Source organism: Flavobacterium sp. LHD-85 (assembly GCF_030929595.1).
GTDB lineage: Bacteria > Bacteroidota > Bacteroidia > Flavobacteriales > Flavobacteriaceae > Flavobacterium.
Genome location: NZ_JAVFVR010000013.1, coordinates 14,315 through 38,025, shown reverse-complemented (window position 1 = coordinate 38,025; position 23,711 = coordinate 14,315). Strand labels below are relative to the sequence as shown.

12 protein-coding genes and 1 tRNA gene are annotated in these 23,711 nt (G+C 34.5%); 8 read left to right on the top strand and 5 right to left on the bottom strand.

What is annotated here, in order from left to right:
- Window positions 1-277: 277 nt before the first annotated feature.
- Complete coding sequence (locus tag RB618_RS18905; RefSeq protein ID WP_308070187.1) at window positions 278-1,882, bottom strand: class I SAM-dependent methyltransferase; 1,605 nt, start codon at window positions 1,880-1,882, stop codon at window positions 278-280.
- Between the two features lie 392 nt (window positions 1,883-2,274).
- Here RB618_RS18905 and RB618_RS18900 point away from each other — a divergent pair, with 392 nt between their 5' ends.
- The 8 genes from RB618_RS18900 (at window position 2,275) to RB618_RS18865 (ending at window position 17,861) form a co-directional block, all read left to right on the top strand.
- Window positions 2,275-3,285, top strand: a complete 1,011-nt coding sequence (locus RB618_RS18900) for a LacI family DNA-binding transcriptional regulator (protein WP_308070186.1) — start codon at window positions 2,275-2,277, stop codon at window positions 3,283-3,285.
- A gap of 253 nt (window positions 3,286-3,538) precedes the next feature.
- A complete protein-coding gene (locus RB618_RS18895) occupies window positions 3,539-6,631 on the top strand; it encodes a SusC/RagA family TonB-linked outer membrane protein (RefSeq protein ID WP_308070185.1) in 3,093 nt (1,030 codons plus the stop codon).
- Between the two features lie 11 nt (window positions 6,632-6,642).
- On the top strand, window positions 6,643-8,157 hold the full coding sequence (locus RB618_RS18890) for a SusD/RagB family nutrient-binding outer membrane lipoprotein (protein ID WP_308070184.1): 1,515 nt from the start codon (window positions 6,643-6,645) through the stop codon (window positions 8,155-8,157).
- A gap of 494 nt (window positions 8,158-8,651) precedes the next feature.
- Window positions 8,652-10,586 (top strand): glycoside hydrolase family 2 protein, encoded by a 1,935-nt coding sequence (locus tag RB618_RS18885; RefSeq protein WP_308070183.1) that lies wholly within the window; start codon window positions 8,652-8,654, stop codon window positions 10,584-10,586.
- A gap of 199 nt (window positions 10,587-10,785) precedes the next feature.
- Complete coding sequence (locus tag RB618_RS18880) at window positions 10,786-13,047, top strand: GH92 family glycosyl hydrolase (RefSeq protein WP_308070182.1); 2,262 nt, start codon at window positions 10,786-10,788, stop codon at window positions 13,045-13,047.
- Between the two features lie 140 nt (window positions 13,048-13,187).
- On the top strand, window positions 13,188-15,467 hold the full coding sequence (locus RB618_RS18875; protein WP_308070181.1) for a GH92 family glycosyl hydrolase: 2,280 nt from the start codon (window positions 13,188-13,190) through the stop codon (window positions 15,465-15,467).
- 6 nt (window positions 15,468-15,473) lie between these two features.
- The gene (locus RB618_RS18870) at window positions 15,474-16,937 is read left to right on the top strand and encodes a glycoside hydrolase family 125 protein (RefSeq protein WP_308070180.1); all 1,464 of its coding nucleotides are present in this window, start codon (window positions 15,474-15,476) and stop codon (window positions 16,935-16,937) included.
- A 24-nt stretch (window positions 16,938-16,961) separates the two neighbouring features.
- The gene (locus RB618_RS18865; RefSeq protein ID WP_308070179.1) at window positions 16,962-17,861 is read left to right on the top strand and encodes an ROK family protein; all 900 of its coding nucleotides are present in this window, start codon (window positions 16,962-16,964) and stop codon (window positions 17,859-17,861) included.
- Between the two features lie 169 nt (window positions 17,862-18,030).
- Here the strand turns inward: RB618_RS18865 and RB618_RS18860 are convergent, their stop codons facing one another.
- The 4 genes from RB618_RS18860 to RB618_RS18845 form a co-directional block, all read right to left on the bottom strand.
- Window positions 18,031-19,512 (bottom strand): hypothetical protein, encoded by a 1,482-nt coding sequence (locus tag RB618_RS18860; protein ID WP_308070178.1) that lies wholly within the window; start codon window positions 19,510-19,512, stop codon window positions 18,031-18,033.
- A 405-nt stretch (window positions 19,513-19,917) separates the two neighbouring features.
- Window positions 19,918-20,002 (bottom strand) — tRNA-Ser (locus tag RB618_RS18855).
- 157 nt (window positions 20,003-20,159) lie between these two features.
- A complete protein-coding gene (locus tag RB618_RS18850) occupies window positions 20,160-22,781 on the bottom strand; it encodes a hypothetical protein (RefSeq protein WP_308070177.1) in 2,622 nt (873 codons plus the stop codon).
- A 3-nt stretch (window positions 22,782-22,784) separates the two neighbouring features.
- Window positions 22,785-23,282 carry a hypothetical protein gene (locus RB618_RS18845; protein WP_308070176.1) on the bottom strand — a complete coding sequence of 166 codons (498 nt, stop codon included), beginning with the start codon at window positions 23,280-23,282 and terminating at the stop codon, window positions 22,785-22,787.
- Window positions 23,283-23,711 lie beyond the last annotated feature (429 nt).

The following is a 23,711-nucleotide window of genomic DNA, read 5'->3' as shown; positions in this document are numbered from 1 at the left end:
AATAGAATTGCGGTTTAAGAAAGAGCCCCAGCGGGGTGAAATATATCGCTCCGCTGGAGCTTTTTAATCGTTGTATTTGAAATTTTTTCTATAAATATTTCGCTCTTCCAGAGCTTGAAAGAGTTTTTTAAATCCCAATGAAACAATATATTAGTTTTAAATTGTGTCTTAAAAAAGTCCCAGAGGGACGAAATATTTATAGAAATAGAATTGCGGTTTAAGAAAGAGCCCCAGCGGGGTGAAATATATTATTTCGGCTAATTTTAAACATTACATTTTATTTTCCTTTCAACAAATTAATGCTCACTGTTGCCGTATCGGCATCTGGAAATCGCTTGAAGATTGACTTATCTGGAAATAATCCTGCTTCTGCGGCAATTGCATTAAAAACATCAATTTCAACAATATACTGATCCGAAAAACCATGTGTGGCATCATAAGCGGTTGCAGGAGTTCTGCCTAAATTATTGGCCGTAAGTTTCGGACTTATAGTATGAAGTTCAATCAGAAGCAGACCAAATTTTCGCACATACGGTGACCATTTTTGCAAATGTTCCAAAAGATTATCTTCGGCGAGATTGTTACTGATTCTTTTTCCTCTGTAAGCAAAAGCACCTGTTGAGGTACTGATTCTGTTTGGGTTAATATGTTTTGGATCTTGCCAAATTCTATTGTGATCTAGAAAAGTTCTCACATTCAGAAGATCTTTCAAATCAATATTATAATTTTCTTTCAAATCATTGGCAAGTAAATCAGGACGGCCGATATCGCCCCAGATTACTTTTGCCCAAATATCTGCATTTATCAGATTAGCTCTGGTTACTTTCAAGGCAGTTTGGTTATAGTCAACTCCAACTATAAACAGCGGATATTCATCGAGCATTTTTCCTCTTAAAGTTTGTCTGTCAATTACTTCAAAAATATGCTGCAAGAAAGCACCATTTCCGCAACCCATGTCTAGAATTCCTTTTGGCTGTTCTTCGATAGGAAGATTAAAAAGCTTGATTAGAATTTCGTCAACAACTTTAAAATAAGTATCGTGAGCGCCGCCACTTCCCCAAACATTCATTTCGCGATCTACATGAAGTTCGTTTTCACCTTCAGTCGTTCGTAGAATATCGGGATTGCCAAAAATCAATTCTTCTATTTTGGCAAAAGTTGGCAGATAAGAAACCGTAACGCCGTAAGCGCTGGCTCTTTTGGCAAAAAATAAACCTGCTTCGGTAAATTGATAATTGCCATTTTTTTCTAGAAACCAGCCCAGATGAACAAAAAAGTCTAATATCTTTTTAAAATTTTCGGGCGATTTATGAAATTCTTCAGGTCTGAAAGAAGTTTCCATAAAATACTTATGAAACATTCCGTTCATTGCCAATCGCACAATAGTTGGTCCGATGAGGTACCCTTCAATATGTTTTAAAATCTGTTCCTGAATGCTATTCGTCAGAGGATCGTTAGAAGGCTCAATGCCATATCTTTTTTTATATTTTTCAAAAATAGTATTGAGTTTTTCAAAAGGAACATCTTCAAACAAACGGGGATGAAACTGAATGGATAACTGTAGCAAATTCACCACATCTTCGTAGAGATAAAACAATGAAAAAGCAATTTCAGTTTTCTCATTTGCAGAAATTGTGATGACCTGCGTTTTATTATCAATTTCATATTCTAAAAATCCTTGAGATGCCAAAACTCTCAAAGCAACATTTAGATAGCCTTCGTTGGCATTAAAAACAGTTGTAAGCTCAGATAATTGTGTTTGCTTTTTGTCTAAAATAAATTCAAGTAAGGATTTATTTTTAAGTGCTATTGCTACAGGAGCAGTAACCAAGCCATCAAGATGTCTGAAAATGGAACTTAAAAGTTGTGATTTATCGGTCATAATGCTAAAATGAAGGTTAGTTAAAAATAATGATTTTTTTTCTTACTTAACACATCTTGTTTTATTTGCGCTGAAGTTTTGTTTCTGTTTTTTCTGAAAATGGCATTTTTATGGGATTTTAGATTTTTGAGCTTTTTTTTAGAAAAAAGGCGTTAAAAAAAGGGTAGAAAATACCCGATAATTCAATTAAATCTGTACTAAAATTGTAGAATCCATATTAAAAGTCAAAATGACAATAACTTATAAAAAACCAGTATTTGCTGAATTTTTCATTTTATTTAGGTGATAAAAAAGAGATTTATTGAAAAAAAATTTTACTAAAACGTTTTTGTAAGCTTCACTTGCATATATTTGCGATGTACTAAAATATTTAACTATAAATTTTTTGCTTGATGAAAAAGATTACAATTAGAGATATTGCTAAACAGGCAGAAGTTTCTATTTCTACTGTGTCTTTTGTGATCAACGGAAAGGGCGAAAAAATGGCTATTAGTCCAACTGTAATCAAGAAAGTTCAGGATGTAGCACAAAAACTGCAATACAAACCCAGCATGATTGCTAGCAGCCTGCGAACAGGAAAAACAAGATCAATAGGACTTATTGTAGAGGATATTTCCAACCAGTTTTTTGCAGATTTGGCTAGAGTTATAGAAGACGAAGCAAAAAATATAGATTATAGAGTTTTTTATTGCAGTACAGGCGATGACAATAACCGTTCGGAAGAATTAGTGCAAAGTCTTTTACAGGCAAATGTTGAAGGGTTTATTATTACGCCAACTCGAAACCTAGAGAAAACAATCGGCCAGCTTTTAAAACTTCAAAAGCCAGTGGTTTTGATTGACCGATATTTTGCCAACCAAAAAGTAAGTCATGTTCTAATGGACAATTATGAAGCATCTTACTCGGCTACTAAATTTTTAATTGGCAAAGGAAAAAAGAATATTGCCGTTGTGAATAATGAATCTGGAATGATTCAGATGAAATTAAGAGAAAAGGGATATATAGAAGCGTTAAAAGAAGAAGGGATTTATAACGAAAATTATACGCTTCATATAGATTATCATGCAAGTGAATATAGCAGAATTGAAACTATTATAAATTTCTTCAAGAAAAATAAAGAGATAGATGCGGTTCTTTTTTCAGCCAACTATCTTGGTCTTGCAGGACTTCAGGCATTTAGAGCGTTGAAATATAAAATTCCCGAAGATATTTCTGTTATAAGTTTTGACGATCATGACAGCTTCAAATTGCATACCCCCACAATCTCGGTCATTGCACAACCCATTGAAGAAATTGCCGTCAAATCGATACAGCTATTAATGAGTCAGATGACAAGTTTTGAAGATTTCAAAATAGAAAAGGTTCTCAAGAAAGGAACTTTGATTATAAGAGAATCTGTTTAACCCATCTGATATTAAAATTGAAAATTAGAAATTAAAAAAGTGCAACTTTTTTTTTAATCATTTCACTAAAACGATTTAGTAAGATTTTTTCTGAATTTTCTTAACCGTAACAAACTAAAACAGCTATCGGGATAACTTGTTATTAAGGCTGTAATATTGAAAATAGAGTACAAATTTTTATTAATTATTTAAAAACAAACAACAAATCAAATCAACAAAACAAAATCAAAACCAATAACCAAAAAAAAAGCTTATGAGACGAATATTAGCAGTGTTAGGAGTGATATTGCTTAGCAGTTTAAGTGCTGCCGCGCAAAATCGATTAATAACCGGCATAGTTACAGATGCAGAGAACAAGGGAGTTGTTGCTGCGTCAATTGAAGTTCAAGGAAAACCATTTAGCGCTGTTACAGATGCTGAAGGGAGATTTAAAATGAATGTTCCTGAAGGTAAAATTACACTTAATGTGTCTTCGATCGGGTTTCAATCGCAGTCAATAGTACTTCAGGGAAAAGAGACTAGAGTTGCTGTTGCACTGGTTGAATCTAAACAGGAATTGAAAGATGTTGTTGTAACTTCATTTGGAGTTAAAAAACAAAAGAAAAGTTTAGGTTATGCCGTTGGAGAATTAAAAGGCGATGATCTAACAAAAAATAAAGAAATCAATTTAGGAAATGCTTTGCAGGGTAAAATTGCCGGTGTAAACGTTTCGGCTCCTGTTACAGGGCCATCGGGATCAAGCCGTGTGGTAATTCGTGGTGCTACTTCTGCATCTGGATTGAATCAGCCTTTGTATGTTGTAGACGGAATTCCGATTGACAATACACAACAAGGAAATGCAGGAATGTGGGGAGGTGCCGATAAAGGAGATGGTATGTCTTCTTTTAATCCAGACGACATTGCTTCGCTGTCTGTTCTTAAGGGTAGTGCTGCTTCTGCTCTTTACGGGTACAGAGGATCAAATGGTGTTATCTTAATTACAACTAAAAAAGGTAAAAACGGGACAGGAATTGGAGTAGATTTTAGTACAAACTCTTCTTTTAACACGCCTGCAAGTCTTTTAAAATGGCAAGATCAATATGGATCAGGAGCTCCAAATGCGAGTGGTGTGCCAACTAGATTTACTAATTTGCAAGAACTTAGAGATTCATATTATTTTGCTTGGGGAGATAAATATGATGGGACGCCTTCATTATCACTTGATGGAAAAACTAGACCGTATCAAGCTTATGGAAAAGATAATGTGGAGAATTTCTACAGAACTGGATATTCTTTCAGCAATACTTTAGCAATTTCTGGCGGAAATGAATCAACAAACTTTAGATTGTCTTTCGGAAATACAAAAGACGAATCTATCTTGCCAGAAACTACTTTTGGAAGAAACAATGTGGCTTTGAGTTTAAACTCGGCTCCAAATAAAAGAATCAGTATAGAGAGTAATGCTCAGTATATTTCTGAGAAAAGCCATAACCGTCCGTACTTAAATGATTCGCCAAGAAACCCGTCTTTCCCGACTACTTTTATGACTCCAGGAACAGATATCAGATGGATAAGTAATCCTTACGATGCTAATGGAGGCGAAGAGGACTTTTTAGGAGCAAACGTTTATCATACAAATCCTTATTTTGCTACGAAATCTCCTTTAAACGATGACCTTAGAAAGCGTTTTATCGGATCGGCAAAAGTGAATTACAACATTACAGATAAAATTTATGCTAAAGCTGTTATTGGTATTGATGATATTAATTATGAATATACTGAAATTGAGCCTACAGGAATAAATTACAGCCCAGGCGGATCTATCGAAAACAGAATTGAAACTCGTTCTGAAGTAAATGCTTCTGGTTACTTAGGCTACAAAGGAGATATTGCTAAAGATTTCTCATTGGATGCTTTTATTGGAGCAAACCGCCAGCATAATAGATACAGCGGTATCAAGATGAAAGGAAACAATTTTATTGTTCCGTTCAAATATTTCTACGGAAATACACAGCCAGACAAAACTGAAAAATTATTCTCAGAAAGTGAAGTAAACTCTCTTTTCTATTCAGCAGATCTTGGATATAAAGATTATTTGTTTCTTAGTTTAACAGGTCGTGAAGATTGGTTTTCAACTTTAGATCCTTCAAACAACAGTACTTTTTATCCTTCTGTAAGTTCAAGTTTCATTTACTCTGAAGTTATCGGTCTTCCAGAATGGATTTCTTATGGTAAAATTAGAGCAGGTTGGGGTAACGTTGGAGGAGCATTGCCAGAGGCTTATGCTTTAGCATTGACTTACACTACGCCAGACGGACAGACAGATTCTTTAGGACAGCCAATTTTGGGGGTAAACGGAGAAACAATTCCAAACAGAACTTTAAAACCTTACAACGTAAGCACAATTGAGTTTGGTTTTGAAAATACATTCTTCCATAATAGAGTGAGTACAGATTTGACTTTCTACAGCAAAAAAACAACAAATGATATTACAGATGCCGATGTTTCTCAAGCTTCAGGATATAGAACCACAAAAATCAATGTTGGAGAAATCCTAAACAAAGGGGTGGAGTTTGCTATTAATGTAAAAGCAGTTAAGACAGAAAATTTCTCTTGGAACGTAGGTTATAATTTTGCTTACAACGATAGTGAAGTTTTAAATCTTTCGGATAAAATCACAACAAAAACATTAGAAGGAAACAGAGACGGAAGAGCTAATGTAGTTTTAGAAAAAGGGCAACCTTTTGGAGTGATTAAAGCATATGACTATTTAAGAGATGCTAATGGAAATATAGTACTTGGCACGGACGGAAAATTCTTAAGAGGAAATTTAATTATTGCAGGACAAGGTGTTGCGCCAACATCTATGGGACTTTCAAATGATTTTTCATATAAAAACTTTACACTTTCAGTTTTTGTTGATGCCAAATTTGGAGGAGAAATCTACTCGGCTACAAACCAGTTAGGAACACGTTACGGATTATCTGAAATTACGCTTCCAGGTCGTGAAGGTGGTGTGGCAGTAAGCGGAAATGATGTTAACGGAAACCCTGTTAATAAAACAGTTTCAGCTTACGATTACTGGAGAAGTTATAGTGATGTAACATCAAACTTTGTTTACGATGCTGATTTTGTTAAACTTAGAGCAATTTCATTTGCTTATAATTTCCCAAAAGCATATTTGCAAAAAACACCATTCCAGTCTGTTAGTTTAGCATTCTCAGCTCACAATTTATGGACTATTTATGACAAAGTTCCAAACATCGATCCTGAGTCAAATTACTCAAACAGTAATGCGCAAGGTATGGAAAGAGCTTCAATGCCTTTGACAAGAAACTATGGTTTTGCACTTAATGTCAAATTCTAATTCTAAAAAAGATGAAAAATAGATATATCAAAATATTTTGTGTCGCAATTGTTGGTGTTTTGACATTAGCTTCATGCGATAAAGGATTCGAAGAAATGAATAAGAATCCAAACGCGTTAACAGATCCAGCTGTAAAATCTATGTTTACGCTTGCTGAGATTTATGTAGACGGACAAGATTTTTCTAACACAAGAGGAAACAACTTATACGCAGCACAAATTGTACAGCAGTTTTCTTCACTTGGAGGGCCAGGTTCAAAATACACCTATTCTTCTGAATATTCTGCAGCTCTTTTTGGTGAAACTTACGGAAAAGGATTAAATCAGATTTTCCAGTTATTGTCTGTAGTAGAAAATACACCAGAAAACTCAAATATGATTCAGGCTTGTAGAATCATGAAAGTTTTCTTGTTCCAAAAATTGACGGATACTTATGGTGAAGTTCCTTATTTTGAAGCTGGAAAAGGATACAACGGAAACGTTTTTTCTCCAAAATATGACACACAAGAAGCCATCTACAATGATCTTTTAAAAGAATTGGATGAAGCTGGAACTGCTCTAGATGCAGGAAAACCATTTGTAGGCAACGCCGATTTGTATTACCAAAGTGATGTTGCAAGATGGAAGAAATTGGCAAACTCTTTAATGTTGAGAGTTGCAATGCGTCTGTCTAAAGTAAATCCTGCAAAAGCAAAAGAATTTGTAGAAAAAGCTTATGCAAAAGGTGTATTTACTTCAAATGACGATAGTTTGGTTTTAAAACACGATGCAGGTCCTGCAGGAGTAAAAACCAATCCAATTACATCATCTTGGGTTAGAAACGATTTGAACGGAGGAGAATCTAACATTAAATTCAGTAAAACGTTTATCGATATGTTGAAAAACACAAACGATCCTCGTTTAAGAATTTATGCAAAACTAGAAGCTACAGGAGATAATAATCCAGCAAGTCAGCAAGGTTTGGCAAATGATGCAAAAGAATTTCCTGGTGGAGACAAAAAATTGTTTTCAGATCCAAATACTTCTACAGTATTGCGTTTAGATGCTCCAACATTAATTATGTCTTATGCTGAGGTTCAGTTTTTATTGGCTGAAGCTGCGGTAAAAGGATGGAACGTTGGAGGATCGGCTCAGACTTATTATGAAAATGGCGTAAGAGGTGCTATGAATATTTTAGCAATTTTTGGAGATAAAGTGCCTTTGGTTTCACCAGCAGAATACAACACTTATATTACTACTTATCCATTTAAATCTGGAGGAACAGAAGCACAAAAAATCGAACAGATTATCACTCAAAAATGGATTGTATTGTTGTTCAATGGTTTTGAAGCATTCTCAGAATACAGAAGAACAGGTTATCCAGTTTTAGTTCCGGTTAACGATCCAACGGGAGAAACTCAGGGAACAATTCCAAGAAGATTAATTTATGATCAGTCAGAACTTATTACAAATGAGGCTAATTATAAAGCAGCAATTCAACGTCAAGGTTTAGATTTAATGACCACAAGAATCTGGTGGGATAAATAATTTTTAAATTGGTTGGTTAGTTAAGATAAGTCGGGTAATGAGCATACCCGGCTTATTTTTAAATTTTGTAATTAATTGATTTAAAAGTAAGTATTTGAAAAGTTGATTTGCAGGTTCAAATGCCTTTTTTTTCGCAGCAAACTGAGAGAGATTCTGCTGAAAAAGATGGATTTATTTTCTGCATTTTAAAAATTTCAAAAGCGATACTTAAAAGTCGATTCAGTTATTTGAATTTAAAAGCGATTCATATCAAAACCAAAATAAAACATAGGCAGTGGTAAAGAAAATATTTCTAGTTGTATTTTAGAGTTACTAACAAAGAATAAATTCTAAAGAGAAGGAAAAGTGCGGTCAGTCTTTCCTTCTCTAAAACTGCCAAATTACCAGATTACTTACCTTTTTTAGTAATTTTAGAAGGTATTAATATATTACTCAGTAAAATGAATTATCAAAATAAACTTCATTGGATAATGTCCCTGTGCTTATCAGGTTTTATGTCAATTGCCTTTGCGCAGAAAATTGATTTAAAAAACAATTGGACATACCGTGAAGAAAAAACGCAAAAATGGTATTCGGCTAGTGTTCCGGGAGAAATTCATACCGATTTGCTAAACAGTAAATTAATTTCAGATCCATTTTACAGAGATAATGAAAAAAAACTGCAATGGATTGAACGCAAAAACTGGGAATATAAAACGGCTTTTCTGGTTACAGCCAATATGCTGAAAAAGAAAAACACAGAATTAGTTTTTGACGGATTAGATACTTATGCATCAGTTTATGTAAACAATCAGCTGGTTTTAAAAGCAGATAATATGTTTCGCCAATGGCGTGTTGACGTTAAAAAAGTCTTGAAATCAGGAAATAACGATTTGAGAATTGTATTTCAATCGGCACAGAATGTAGTCGATTCGCTGGCTAAAAAAGATTATCCATTCGTAATTCCAGATAATCCTCGCGCTTATGTACGTAAAGCGCAATACCATTTTGGTTGGGACTGGGGACCAAAATTTACAACCTGCGGAATATGGAAAACGCCAAGATTTGAAGCTTATGATGAAAAAGAACCTGAGAAGCCTTACGTTTTAAATCGAAAAATCGAATTAATACAAGACAAAGACAGTCTTGGCCGCTCTTTTTATTTTAAAATTGATGGAAAGCCAGTTTACATGAAAGGAGCCAATTATATTCCATCGGATGCTTTTCTTTCGAGAGTAACCAAAAAAGAATATGAAAAAATAATTTTATCTGCCAAAGAAGCCAATATGAATATGCTTCGCGTTTGGGGCGGAGGTATTTATGAAGACGATTATTTCTACGATTTATGCGATAAATATGGCATAAATGTCTGGCAGGATTTTATGTTTGCAGGCACAATGGTTCCTGGAGACGATGCTTTTTTTGATAATGTAAAAAAAGAAGTCCAATATCAGGTAAAGAGACTGCGCCATCATCCAAGCATCGTTTTATGGTGCGGAAACAACGAATCTGATGAAGCCTTTAAAAATTGGGGCTGGATGAAAAGTTTCAAAATTTCAAAACAAGATTCAATCCGTTTGTGGAAAGATTACACGCGTTTATTTCATGACAGTATTCCAAAATGGGTGAAAGAAGTTGATGGCAAACGACCATATTTAAGTTCTTCGCCATTATATCATTGGTCAAAAGCAAAAAGCGTAACCGAAGGAGACAGCCATTATTGGGGAATTTGGTGGGGATTGGAAGATATTGAAGCCGTTCAGAAAAAAACAGGACGTTTTGTAAGCGAATACGGAATGCTGTCTTTACCAAATTATAATTCAATTGAAGGATTCACTTCTCCCGAAGATCGACAATTATATTCAGATATACTAAAAGTACATTTAAAAGCAGGTAAAGGGTTTGAGAAATTAGATTCTTATCTCGGTAAATATTTTATTGATGCTTCGAAAATAAAAAAGATGAATCTGGAAGATTATGCCTACTTGAGTCAGTGTATGCATTATTATTCCATAAAAAATATCGTTGGGACACATCGAGCTAAAGCGCCTTACAATATGGGAACTCTAGTTTGGCAGTTAAATGATTGTTGGCCTGTAGCAAGCTGGAGCATCACAGATTACAATAATCGACAGCCAAAAGCAGCGTGGTATGCCATAAAAGAAGCCTATAGAGATGACATAAAACCAGAAACGGATTTTACGCACCCAAAAGATTTGGCATTAGAAGATCCAAAAATCAGTTGGCAAGTAAAAGGAAATAGCGTAACGATAAAAGCTCAGAAAATGGCAAAATATGTTTGCGTTTCAATGAAAGGCTATAACGGAAAATGGAGCGATAATTATTTTGATTTAAAAGCGGGAGAGGAAAAAACAATTTCGTTTGAAGGGAAAATAGCGAAGCCAAAGATTAAGATTTATTCTTTGTTTGAGGTTCTTAAAAGGTACTAAGATGCTAAGGTTCTAAGGGACAAAGGTTTTTTGTAGAGACGCACCGCAGTGCGTCTCCTTATGAAAATTACGGTTCATTCTTTATTATAATGTTTTATAAATTGACCGTAGAGACGCACTGTAGTGCGTCTAACATACAGAAATTAAAAAATATTTGCGTTAATTATTTTAAACCATACGCAATCAAAAATAAAAATATATGAGAATAGCATTTAGCGGTTTTTTGGCTTTGAGTTTACTTTTTGCCAATCCGATAATTTCACAGCAAAAAAAGACTAAACAAACAGATGTAAATTATACACAATATGTAGATCCGTTTATAGGTTCGGCGGGTCATGGGCATGTATTTGTGGGTGCAAATGTTCCTTTTGGAGCGGTGCAGCTTGGTCCGGTAAATATTTTTGAAGGCTGGGATTGGTGCAGCGGTTACAACTATGCAAGCAATACGATTTTAGGTTTTACCCACACGCACTTAAGCGGAACAGGAATTGGAGATTTAAATGATATTCTCGTTTTGCCTGTCAGCGGAAAAGTCGGTTTGACCAAAGGGACAAAAGAAGATATGGTGAACGGTTACGGCTCGTATTTCTCTCATAAAAACGAAGTGGTAAAACCGGGATATTACAGCGTTTTATTGGATAAATATAAAATCAAAGCTGAATTAACGGCAAGCGAAAGAGTCGGTTTTCATAAATATACTTTTGAAAATACTAATGATTCACACATTTTAATTGATCTTGCTGATGGAATTGGCTGGGACAGACCTGTAAAAACTTTCGTTAAAAAAATAAGCGAAACCAAAATTGAAGGCTATCGATATTCTGCAGGATGGGCAGCAGATCAGCGTATTTATTTTGCAATGGAATTCTCTGAGCCTATCACAAATATGATGGTTTACGACAGTACAGCTGTAGTTAAAGGAACAGAAGGAGAAGGTTTGAAAATAAAAGCGGTTTTAGATTTTAAAACCTTAAAAAACAAACAGATTCTGGTAAAAGTCGGAATTTCGCCAGTTAGTACAGAAAATGCATCAGCCAATATAAAAGCAGAAATTCCGAATTGGGATTTTGAAGCGATTGCAAAACTGGCAGATTCAAAATGGAACAAAGAACTGAATAAAGTTCAGATAAAAGCAGACGAAAAAACAATGAAAGTTTTCTATACTTCATTGTATCATACCATGTTTGCGCCTTCTATTTTTAATGATGCCAATGGAGATTATCTGGGAACAGATAAAAAAGTCTACGAAAAAGCCAATTTTACCAATTACACTACTTTTTCACTTTGGGATACCTACCGCGGAATGCATCCATTGTACACTATTACGCAGCCTGAAAAAATCAATGATATTGTAAAATCCTTTTTAGCAATTTATCAGCAACAAGGAAGATTGCCGGTTTGGCATTTAATGGGTAATGAAACCAATACCATGAATGGAAACCATTCTATAGCCGTTATTGTCGATGCGTATTTAAAAGGATACCGTGATTATGATGTCAACTTAGCCTACGAAGCCATTAAAAAAACGGCCATGCAGACGCGTGACGGAATGGATTATGTTCAGAAACTAGAATATATTCCTGCTGATAAACTATTAGAATCTGTTGGAAATGCTTTAGAATATGCGATTGATGATTACTGCATCGCCTTAATGGCAAAGGCTTTAAACAAAACAGATGATTATAATTATTTTACCAAAAGAGCCAATTTATATAAACAGTACTTTGATAAAGAAACCACTTTTATGCGTGGTAAATTGACAAACGGAAATTGGAGAACGCCGTTTAATCCGCTTTCGTCAGCACATCGTAAAGACGATTATGTAGAGGGAAATGCATGGCAATATACTTGGCTGGTTCCGCAAGATCCGTACGGTTTAATTGATTTATTTGGAAGCGAAGAGAAATTTATCGCAAAACTGGATTCACTTTTCCTGCTGACTGATAAGGTTGAAGGAGAGGATGTTTCGCCAGATATCAGCGGTTTAATAGGCCAGTACGCCCACGGAAATGAGCCAAATCATCATATTCCGTATCTGTATGCCTATGTTGGACAGCCTTGGAAAACAGCAAAATTAATTCGTGAAATCGATGAGAAATTCTACTCAACAAAACCAGATGGATTGTGTGGTAATGAAGATTTAGGGCAAATGTCGGCTTGGTACGTTTTATCTTCTATGGGATTCTATTCGGTTAATCCAGCAAACGGAATTTATGTTTTAGGAAGTCCATTAGTAAATTCAGCGGTTATCCATCATAAAAAAGGAATTTCGTTTACTGTAAATGCCATTAGTAATAGCGTTTCAAACATTTATATCCAAAAAGCAGAATATAACGGAAAACCCTATACAAAATCATACATCACACAAGAAATGATCGTAAAAGGGGGAGAGTTGAAACTATATATGGGAAATAAACCATCAGCTACATTTGGAGTTAAGAAAGAAGATAGGCCACTTTAGAACTGTGGATTTCCTGCAAGGTTTTTAAAACCTTGTAGGTATAGCTAAAGATTCTATTTTACGATAAGTTATAGATTCAGATTTCGCAAAAATAAATACCTACAAGGTTTTAAAAACCTTGCAGGACAACAATACATGATATGAAAATAAAGAGTTTAATTTTTTTAGGAATAGTGCAGTCCTGCTTTTTTCTAAATGCGCAGAATTTAGATCCTGTAGAATATGTAAACCCATTAATGGGAACACAATCTTTGCATAATCTTTCCAACGGAAATACGTATCCCGCAATTTGCAGACCGTGGGGAATGAATTTCTGGACGCCACAAACTGGAAAAATGGGCGACGGATGGGCATACACTTACACAGCAGAAAAAATTAAAGGATTCAAGCAGACGCATCAGCCTTCACCGTGGATGAATGATTACGGCCAGTTTTCGATTATGCCCGTTACAGGTAAATTGGCTTTCGCCGAAGACGAACGTGCGAGCTGGTTCAGCCATAAAGCTGAGATTTCAAAACCGTATTATTACAACGTTTATCTTGCCGATCATGATGTTACTACCGAAATTACAACAACAGAAAGAGCAGCGCATTTTCAGATTACATTTCCTGAAAATGAAAAATCGTCTATCGTAATTGACGCATTTGATAAAGGTTCGTATATCAAAATAATTCCTTCAGAAAACAAAATAATTGGTTATACAACACGAAATAGTGGTGGAGTTCCTCAAAATTTCAAGAACTATTTTGTGCTCGTATTTGATAAAAAAATTGAAACCAATTCAACTTGGATTGATAAAGTTTTGACTGCTGATAAATTAGAAGCAGAAGGAAATCATGTAGGAGCAGTTATCGGATTTCAAACCAAAAAAGGAGAAAAGGTAAATGTTAGAGTGGCATCTTCTTTCATAAGTTCAGAACAGGCAGAATTGAATTTAAAAAATGAATTAGGCACATCGACTTTTGAAGAAACGGTTGCGCAATCGAAAGCAGAATGGAATAAAGTTCTGGGAAAAATTGCTGTTGAAGATAATAATACAGATCAGTTAAAGACTTTTTATTCTTGTTTATACCGTACAGTTTGTTTTCCTCAAAAACAATATGAAATTGATAAAGATGGAAAAATTGTTCACTACAGCCCATACAACGGAAAAGTCCTTCCGGGTTATATGTATGCAGGAACTGGATTTTGGGATACTTTTCGCGCCTTATATCCTTTGTTAAATCTGGTTTATCCTTCTATAAACAAAGAAATGCAGGAAGGATTGATAAATGATTATAAAGAAGGCGGATTTCTGCCAGAATGGTCAAGCCCAGGTTTTAGAAATGTAATGGTAGGAAATAATTCTGCTTCTGTAGTTTCTGATGCTTATATGAAAGGATTACGTGGTTACGATATCAATACTTTATACGAAGCTTTATTGCATGGAGCTAATAATGAAGGGCCGATGGATGCTGTGGGAAGAAAAGGAGTTCAATACTACAATACTTTAGGATATGTTCCTTACGATGTAAATATCAACGAAAATGCAGCGCGAACACTTGAATATGCTTATGATGATTTTACAATCTGGAAACTGGCGAAATCATTAAATCGTCCGAAAAAAGAAATTAGTTTGTATGAAAAGCGAATGATGAATTATAAAAATCTATACAATTCTTCTATCGGATTAATGAGCGGACGAAATAAAGACGGTAGTTTTCCAGCCAATTTTAATCCGTTTAAATGGGGAGATGCTTTTACTGAAGGAAACAGCTGGCATTACAGTTGGAGCGTTTTTCACGACATTCAAGGTTTGATCGATTTGATGGGCGGAGAGAAAAATTTCACAGGAAAATTAGATGCTGTATTTACAATGCCTCCAATTTTTGATGACAGTTATTATGGAGCTGTTATTCATGAAATCCGCGAAATGCAGATTATGAATATGGGGCAATACGCTCACGGAAATCAGCCAATTCAGCACATGATTTATTTATACAATTATGCGGGCGAACCTTGGAAAACGCAATATTGGTCAAGAGAAGTCATGAACCGTTTGTACAAACCAACTCCAGATGGTTACTGCGGAGATGAAGATAATGGACAAACTTCTGCATGGTATATTTTCTCAGCTATGGGATTTTATCCAGTTTGTCCAGGTACAGACGAATATGTTTTGGGAGCGCCTTTGTTTAAGAAAACGACATTACAGTTAGAAAACGGAAAACAGCTTATTGTCAATGCACCGAATAATTCAGAAACAAATAAGTATGTAAACGAATTAAAATGGGATAATGTTCTTCATTCTAAAAATTACATCAATCATTTTGATGTATTAAAAGGCGGAGAGTTAAATTTTGATATGACAAGTTCTCCTAATTTTAAAAGAGGCACAACAAAAGAAGCATTTCCATATTCTTATTCAACTTCAAAATAAAAAGATATGCAGTCACGTAGAAAATTTATAAAAAATGCAGGCATCTTTTCAGCAGGATTGATGGCACTTCAAACAGAAGCTTTCGGATTTAATTCAGATACTTTTTCCTTTCCGCTAAAAGATTTTGTTTCTAAAAGACCTCCTGTTGGCGAAAGAAAATTTACAAGCAAGGCAATTGAAGCCGCTATTGTACGTGTTAAAAAACAAATTGCAAATCCAGAATTGGCATGGATATTCGAAAACTGTTTTCCAAATACATTAGATACCACAGTCGATTTTGAAATTATTGACGGAAAACCAGATACGTATGTAATTACGGGAGATATTGACGCCATGTGGCTTAGAGATAGTACAGCGCAGATTTGGCCATATATTCCTTTTGTGAAAGAAGATCCGAAATTGGCAGAACTGGTAAAAGGTGTTATTAATCGTCAAGCGAAATGTATTCTGTTGGATCCGTATGCTAATGCTTTTTATAAAGATTTTACAAAGGAAAGCGAGTGGAAAAATGACCTTACCAAAATGCAACCCGGAATTCATGAAAGAAAGTGGGAAATTGACAGTTTGTGTTATCCTGTTCGATTAGCGCATGGATATTGGAAAGAAACAGGTGATATCAGTTTATTTGATGCCAAATGGAAAGAAGCCATGCTTTTAATCCTGCAGACTTTTAAAGAACAGCAGCGAATGGATGGCAAGGGCGGGCCTTATAGTTTTCAGCGTCAGACGGCTTGGGCAACAGACGGAGTTCCGTTAGGCGGTTATGGTTATCCTGTAAAACCGTGCGGATTAATCGTTTCGACTTTCCGACCAAGCGACGATTCTACTTTATTCGGTTATCTGATTCCGAGTAATATGTTCGCTATTGAAATATTAGGCTATCTGATCGAAATTTTCTCTCTTCCAGCTTTAAAAGACAATGATTTAGTTGCGAAAGCGACAAAACTAAGAGATGAGGTTCAAAATGGTCTTCAAGAACACGGAATTATCAATCACCCGAAATTCGGAAAAATAATTGCTTTTGAAGTAAACGGATACGGCAGTTTTCACATGATGGATGATGCCAATGTGCCTTCGTTATTATCGTTACCATATTTAGGTGCCATTGCCCCAAATGATCCATTATATCTAAACACAAGAAAAGTGGTGCTGTCAGAGAATAATCCATTTTTCTACAAAGGAAAGGCTGGAGAAGGTATTGGCGGTCCGCATACAGGAGTTGATACTATCTGGCCTATGAGTATTGTTTTGAGAGCCATTACAAGTGTAGACGAAAAAGAAATAAAAGCCTGTATAAGTAATTTGATTAAAACCAATGCCGATACTGGATTTATGCACGAATCATTTCATAAAGACGACGTGAATAAATTTACCCGTAAATGGTTTGCTTGGGCGAATACATTATTTGGCGAAATGATTGTACATACCAGTATTCATTATCCTCAAATTTTAAAAGACAAAAATATCTAGTACTAAAAAGCTAAATAAACAAAAATGAATACATCACATGCCATTGGGCTAGATATAGGAGGAACGCATATTACAGCTGCGGTTATTGATAAAACCGAAATGAAACTTCTTGATTTTTCGCTTTGTAAAGAATCTTTTGATTCGAATATGCCAGCAGATCAGGTCATGAATATCTGGAAAAAAGTAATCAGCACCTCAATTGAAAATTCTAAAATTAAAGATATTACGGGGATAGCGATTTGCATGCCTGGACCATTTGATTATAAAACTGGTATTTGTTGGATTAAAGACCAATCTAAATACGAACATTTTTACGGATTAAACATTCGAGAACTGCTTTTGGAATCTCTTGGTTTTCCTTCAGATTTTCCAGTTCTTTTTGAAAACGATGCTGTTTGTTTTGGAAAAGGAGAAGTTTTTAAACAACAAGAGAATCTTTCGAAAAAAGTAATGGCCGTAACACTAGGAACAGGTTTAGGAGCTTGTTTTATTGACAAAGGAACATCAATCAGCTCGGGTGATTCTGTTCCAACTGATGGCGAAATATACAATCTGCCGCATAAAGATGCAATTGCAGAAGATTATGTTTCGGTAAGAGGTCTCTTATCACATTATAAATCTTTAAGCGGTAGCGATCTTAATAATGGCTTAGAACTTTATAATTTAGCAAAAAACGGAGACCAGCAGGCAATTCAGGTATTTGAAAGAATGGGAGAGGATTTGGCCACAGTTGTTATTCCGTGGATTAAAAGCTTTACAGCAGATCATATTATTATTGGAGGAAAAATTGCCAATGCGAGCGATTTGTTTTTATCCTCATTTAATAAAACAATTCAGGAATCTGATTTAAAAGTTGAGGTTTCTATTTCAAATGATAATGAAATTGCCGCTTTGTTAGGGGCGGTCAGTTTTCTTTGCGATTAAAAACAAAAAAGGATGAGGTTTAATCTCATCCTTTTTTGTTTTAAGAAATAATTTCAAATCCTAATTTGATTATTATCAACGGATGAATACGATCCAAATAAAATCAATGCATTCCATTTTCAAATAAATAGCGTACTTGAAGTCCACTCAGCTATATGCATAACTATTATCAGAATTGATACTCAAAGTCATTTAAAACTTGATTCCAAAGAATTTCTTGGATATCCCACGAGCCTCTGTTTGACGGTGCTTCTAGTTTTTGGGCAATTATTATTTTCTCTCCGTCTGTACGCACGTTGATCATTCCGTAAACTGTTACCAAGCGCTCTTTGTCTATTGGTGTAGCTGTAGAAGTTTTGTTTTGGGTCTTTTGCAAAAATTCTGGTGTAGATCTGGCAAGCTCGGTTGAGAAAATCAATGATCTTAAACCGCGACTATACTTTCCAATGGTTCCAAGCGTATCGGGACGGGGATGACAGTGTGGCTCTTCATCTCCACTAGAAATAATGGTGGCAATAGGGTTTAGCGCATCCATAAACTCACTAGTAAAATCAGATGAACCATGATGGCAAGATTTGGCTATGTCAGTTTGAAAAACGGTCCTTGCTTGAAGTATTGCGGCACGAAGAGCATTTTCAGCAGTTTGTCTTTGGGCTGTGGTGCCTGATTTAATCGCAGTTCTAAGTGCTGGAAGATCTGCACCAGTGTAATGTTTCATCAAATGATCTTCGGCGGGTTCATTTAAGTCTCCTCCAAGAAGCAGTTTGACTTTTCCTATTTTAAGTTTTAGAATAATAGAATGACCATTTTTAGTTTTGCCTTTATTATCCTTGAAAACCTGTAATGCAGGCTTGCCTTGAATGTTCTCTGCAACAGGCCCTAAAATTTCCATAACTGTATTTTGACTGCCAAGAGCAGGTAGTCCGGCACGCAGTCCGATTTTATCTGCTGTGGTTTTTAACAGCATTTTAATGTAATTTCCTTGTCCAGTAGGAGAGCTTACTCTGTTTTGAAAGTCAGAATTATATTGACAAAGATCAGTAATGTGATTTTTGCCTTGATTAGAGATCAATGTTCCGAGCGTAGCTGGATCTTCTCCGCTCTTTTCAATCATGCCGTTATGGTACACTTTTTTTATTGTGAAGGTTTTACGTCCTTCTTTTTCATGTGTGAAAATTTTGGTGAAACCAGCATAATGATCTTCATCTGAATGTGAGATAATAACATCCATGGGAGGTGGAAATTTGCCGGGTTTATTAAGGTTGAACCTCCATCTTAAAAAGCGGAACATATTATCTGAAGCACCTGCATCTATAATGTAATGCTGATCTTCGGGAGTAACTACATGACAGCCGTCTCCTTGGCCAACATCAACAAAATTAACTTCTAATATTCTGTTGGACTGTATTTCTTCAGGCCTGATCCAGCCGTTTTGATTTCTTCCTCTAACTCGGACGTATTGTTTGTTATTGTGCTGTTCGTAGACAGGAAGACCATCAGGTCCTGTTAGAAGACCGATCCAATCTCCAAATAATAAATGTTTTACCCATTTAAATGTTGTTTTGCCTTTTTTGTCTGTTACATAGTCCATTATTTTTACAGAAGGGAAAGTGGCAAATCCATACTTGTTATTGATAATTTTTTGATCCATTTTTTGTCATATTGGTTAGAAATAGTGTTTTGTTTTTGAGAGCTGCTATTTTCGTATTCTTAAAGTTTAAGATATTGATATACACAAAGTTATATAAATTTGTTTTTGTGCTTTCAAGTATAACTACCTGATTAATAGGTGTGAAATGTGAAAAAAATGTAAAGAATGGAGAAGCCACAGTTTTTAAAGCCTTAATAATATTCGAATTGTGATTCGATAATCTTTAATCGAGTAAAACAGGGGCAAGATTCTGTTGCGAAATTTTTTGAGAAGTTATGTAAATATTGAAAATGGGTATAAAAGACAAAACCCTGGAAATCGTATGATTTGTGCAGGGTTCGTCGTATTTTAACTTTTTTGAGAAAAAAGAAAACCCTTAACAAAGTTAAGGGTTTTTAAAGTCAGCGGAGGAAGAGGGATTCGAACCCCCGGACCTGTTACAGTCAACAGTTTTCAAGACTGCCGCATTCGACCGCTCTGCCATTCCTCCAGTAAAACGCAATCATTTTCTGATTGCGGGTGCAAAGATAAAATGTTTTTTCGATTGCAGAAATTTTTTTGATACTATTTATGAAGAAAATGATAAAATGTACAGATTGGCAGGAGATCTTAAGCAAAATGCTGGATCTAGTTATTTAATTACAAATTTAATTGCAGTTATAACTTAATATATTAATATTATTCCTTAGCGACTGTGTAACTATCTCAGGTAAATCCTTGATGTTAGAGAGTGACTTTTCTCTTAATTGGCATTTTTTCTCCAAACGAAATTTTTTCTGAGAATCACTTTGAGAAAATTTGAAAAGAAAATCTTCTAAAACCATCGAATTATATAAGGTTTGCGAGTATTTAATTCTGCCGTTGGGATTATTTAGTCCATTTTCAAAATACTTTTCTGATAATAAAAAATACTTAGAACAATCATCATACATGTTTTGTAGTTCACTAGATTCTATTTTATTTGATTCTGCCTGTACAAAACCAAAAAGTTGCACTGCGAAATTTGAGATAAATTCACCTATCATGGCCTGCATATTTTCTTTAACAAAAGGATCTACATCAACAATAACATCACAAACTTTTATAAATCGTTTGACTTTTTCATCTGCCAAAGAATAGTCGCCAAAATTTAAATTAGTTAGGTAATATTGCGTCATATAATTGCCAAAACTGCTAAGGTAGGTTATACCATATTGTTTGGCTTTTATCTCGACTAGGGTTGTGCTCTTTTCCCAATGATAGTAAGCGCTATCTTTTTCTTTAGTAACGGTATACACTTTTGCTATTTGCTGTTCAAGCTGTGGGATAAAATCCTCATAAGCAAACTTATTTATGCTGCTTGCAGTTTTAATTTCAACTAGTAATTTTTTATTGTTGGCTAAAGCTTCTTCGAACTTTTCTAATTTGAGGAATAGCTCATTAGTCCTGAAAAAACAATCTGAGGCTTTTTGTTTATCAAACTGCACCATATTAATATTTTGCAAATAATAATCATAAGCTTCAAGTTGAAATTTTTCGGCTTCCGTTAGATGGTTCTGAAGGAAATAAATATTGCCTTTGTCTGAATTTATCCAGGCTTGGTGTATTAGAAACTCTTTAGGGTTTTCTTTAACAAACGGCTTTAGTCTTTCATTAATAATGTCTAGGCCTGCCATAATTTCTGGAATTTTGTTTTGGACCGTATAGTACACAAATAATGCCGTATATAGCTGCTCATATGCATAAATGTAGATTTTGCTATTTAATGAAATTTTAGGCTCTATTATGGAAATTGCTTTTTGTAAGGCATCAATGCCAAGTTCAGGTGGTCCTGAATAGAAATACACTTGATTTAAGTTATAATATACAGAACTCAGATCAATTGCATAACTATCTGGGTCGTTTTCATAAGAATTTTTTAAAAATAGAAGTGCAGTATTGTAGCATTCAATAGCTTGGAAATATTCGTTAAGGATCGCATGTCCTTGTCCTTTTTGACGTATGAATGCTATTTTTTTGTTTAAATCAGATTGAGAAGGTATAGGTATCCTGCTGATCTCTTCAATAGCCTTCTGTGAGTAAGATATAGCAGTCCTTATATTTTCAACATTAAAATCTCTGGTTGAGTAGTTAAAAGCGATGTTAGAATAAATTTGTGCTTTAATTGCTATAAGGGAATTATCAGATAATGGCTCCATGGTATCTAGCAATGTGATAGCCTTTAAATACATATTGTTTGATTTTAACCGATCTTGTATGTAATAAGATATGCCAAGATAATTATAAATTTCAACTTTTAACTGATTGTTTTCTATGGAGCCTTCTGCTTTCTCGAGAAAATTAATTGCGCTGCTATAATTACGAGCATAGTCGACAAGAAATTTACCATATTCGAAATAATTTTGGCTGCTTGGAGCTAATGTAACGCCAATTGTAAATGATTTGTCTGCTTCAGTAAGTATTGTATCAATTTTTGAATAATCTAATTTAAGGAGAAGAATTTTTGCTTTTAGCATATTTGATTCTCCTATTGCTTTGTCACTGCCACTCTGTTTTTCGAGTTCTTTTAATGTTTTTTCATAATCACCTTGTTTAAAAAATACATACGCTCTTTTATATACTTCCGAAGGAGTCTTTTTTAGTTCACTTTCAATAAATTGGTATTTTTTAATGTAATCCTTAATAATGACTTCTTTCTTTTTTAAGTTAGTATTGAGATTGTCCAGTTTTTCATTTTGGCTATCAATCATTTCTGATTTAATTTTTAGCTCATTTATTAAGTTAATGGTTAGCCCTTCGGGTAAATCGTAAGTAATTATTTGTTGTACAACATAGGTAACCGATGCATAGTCTCCAATAATTACAGGACTACTATCACCGGTTGTTCCAAATGATTTTGGAAAAGTAGAGGTGAGATCCGAATAAAGTGTCTTGGTGCCAATTATTTTTTCCACCACTGAAAAATTACCTTCGTCTAAGTTTTTCTCAGCCATCTTTTTCGTATTGACATCACTTATTTTGTCAATCTTTAATTTTAGTTCTGAATATTTTTTAAACCATACAGATAAGGCTTTGTCGATTGAAGATTGATTTGGTTTAATTGTTTTATTCGTGAAAATTAGTCCAGCCAAGTAAGGAGTCAAGTTGGGCGGCAATTTTTGTTTAATCACTTGCTTTTTTACATACTCGACTTTAGCCTTAGCACCTTTGATTACAGGTGAGTTATTGCCTTTTGAGGTCTGAGCGTGTATTTGCGTTAGTAGCATCAAAAAGAATATAACTTTTTTCATGATTTAATCTTTTACAGTGTCTTTCATGCTTTCAGTGCTGTCATTTGATGTCTCTGTAGTATTGTAGTTTATAGTTGTTCCATTGCCATTAATGCCAGGACTATTTTTGCCATATGTTTCAATCTTAGTTTTGTTAAATTTTATATATGAGGGGATTATAAGGAGGATAATCACACCAGTAAATAGAATAATGCCCAATCTTAGAAGTTTCATGTTAATCTCGAATTTCTTCATTTTCTGTTCCATATCCATTTTGATGATTTTAAAGCCGTTCTCCTGATTTAGATCAGGCAATTTATATGAAGGCAATATTTCAAGCATTGCTGTAGTTAGATTAGCCTTATTCTTTGAGTTAGCAATTGAAATAATTGAGGATACCTTCTTCATTCTAAGTGAATTATTGTAGGCTAGAAAGCCAAGGAAAGCAGAGAAAATAAAGGAGCAAAGGCCAAGAATTGTTTCTACTTTATAATTTTGCGCTAAAAATTCAAAAAAGGTCATAATAATTGTCTTTAGGTTTAACAATTTAAAAAGCGAATAAGATCAACACCATTGCTATGGTATATGTTTTTATTCTCGAATTATTTCTTAATAGCTATATTTTTTTTGTTGTTTTACTGGATTTACATTTGCCACTTCTAAAATAAAATTTCTTTTATGGTTTTTTAAAGTAATACAGTATTAATCGGGCATTATGCATCTACATTCTTGTACGAAAGTCTTCTTTTGAGTTCCATTATAATTCATTGTTAAAGATATGATTTGAAAATTATTAATAGATAGGTATTTATACTTGTTTTTTTATTAAAAATAGCTGTGTTTTTTGATCAATTCGCTCAAAATGAAGTACGTTAGGATTTGAACTTGTGACGGTTCCATTTTTCTGAATATCGATGTACTAGTATTCTATGACTAAGATTTATGCTTTGA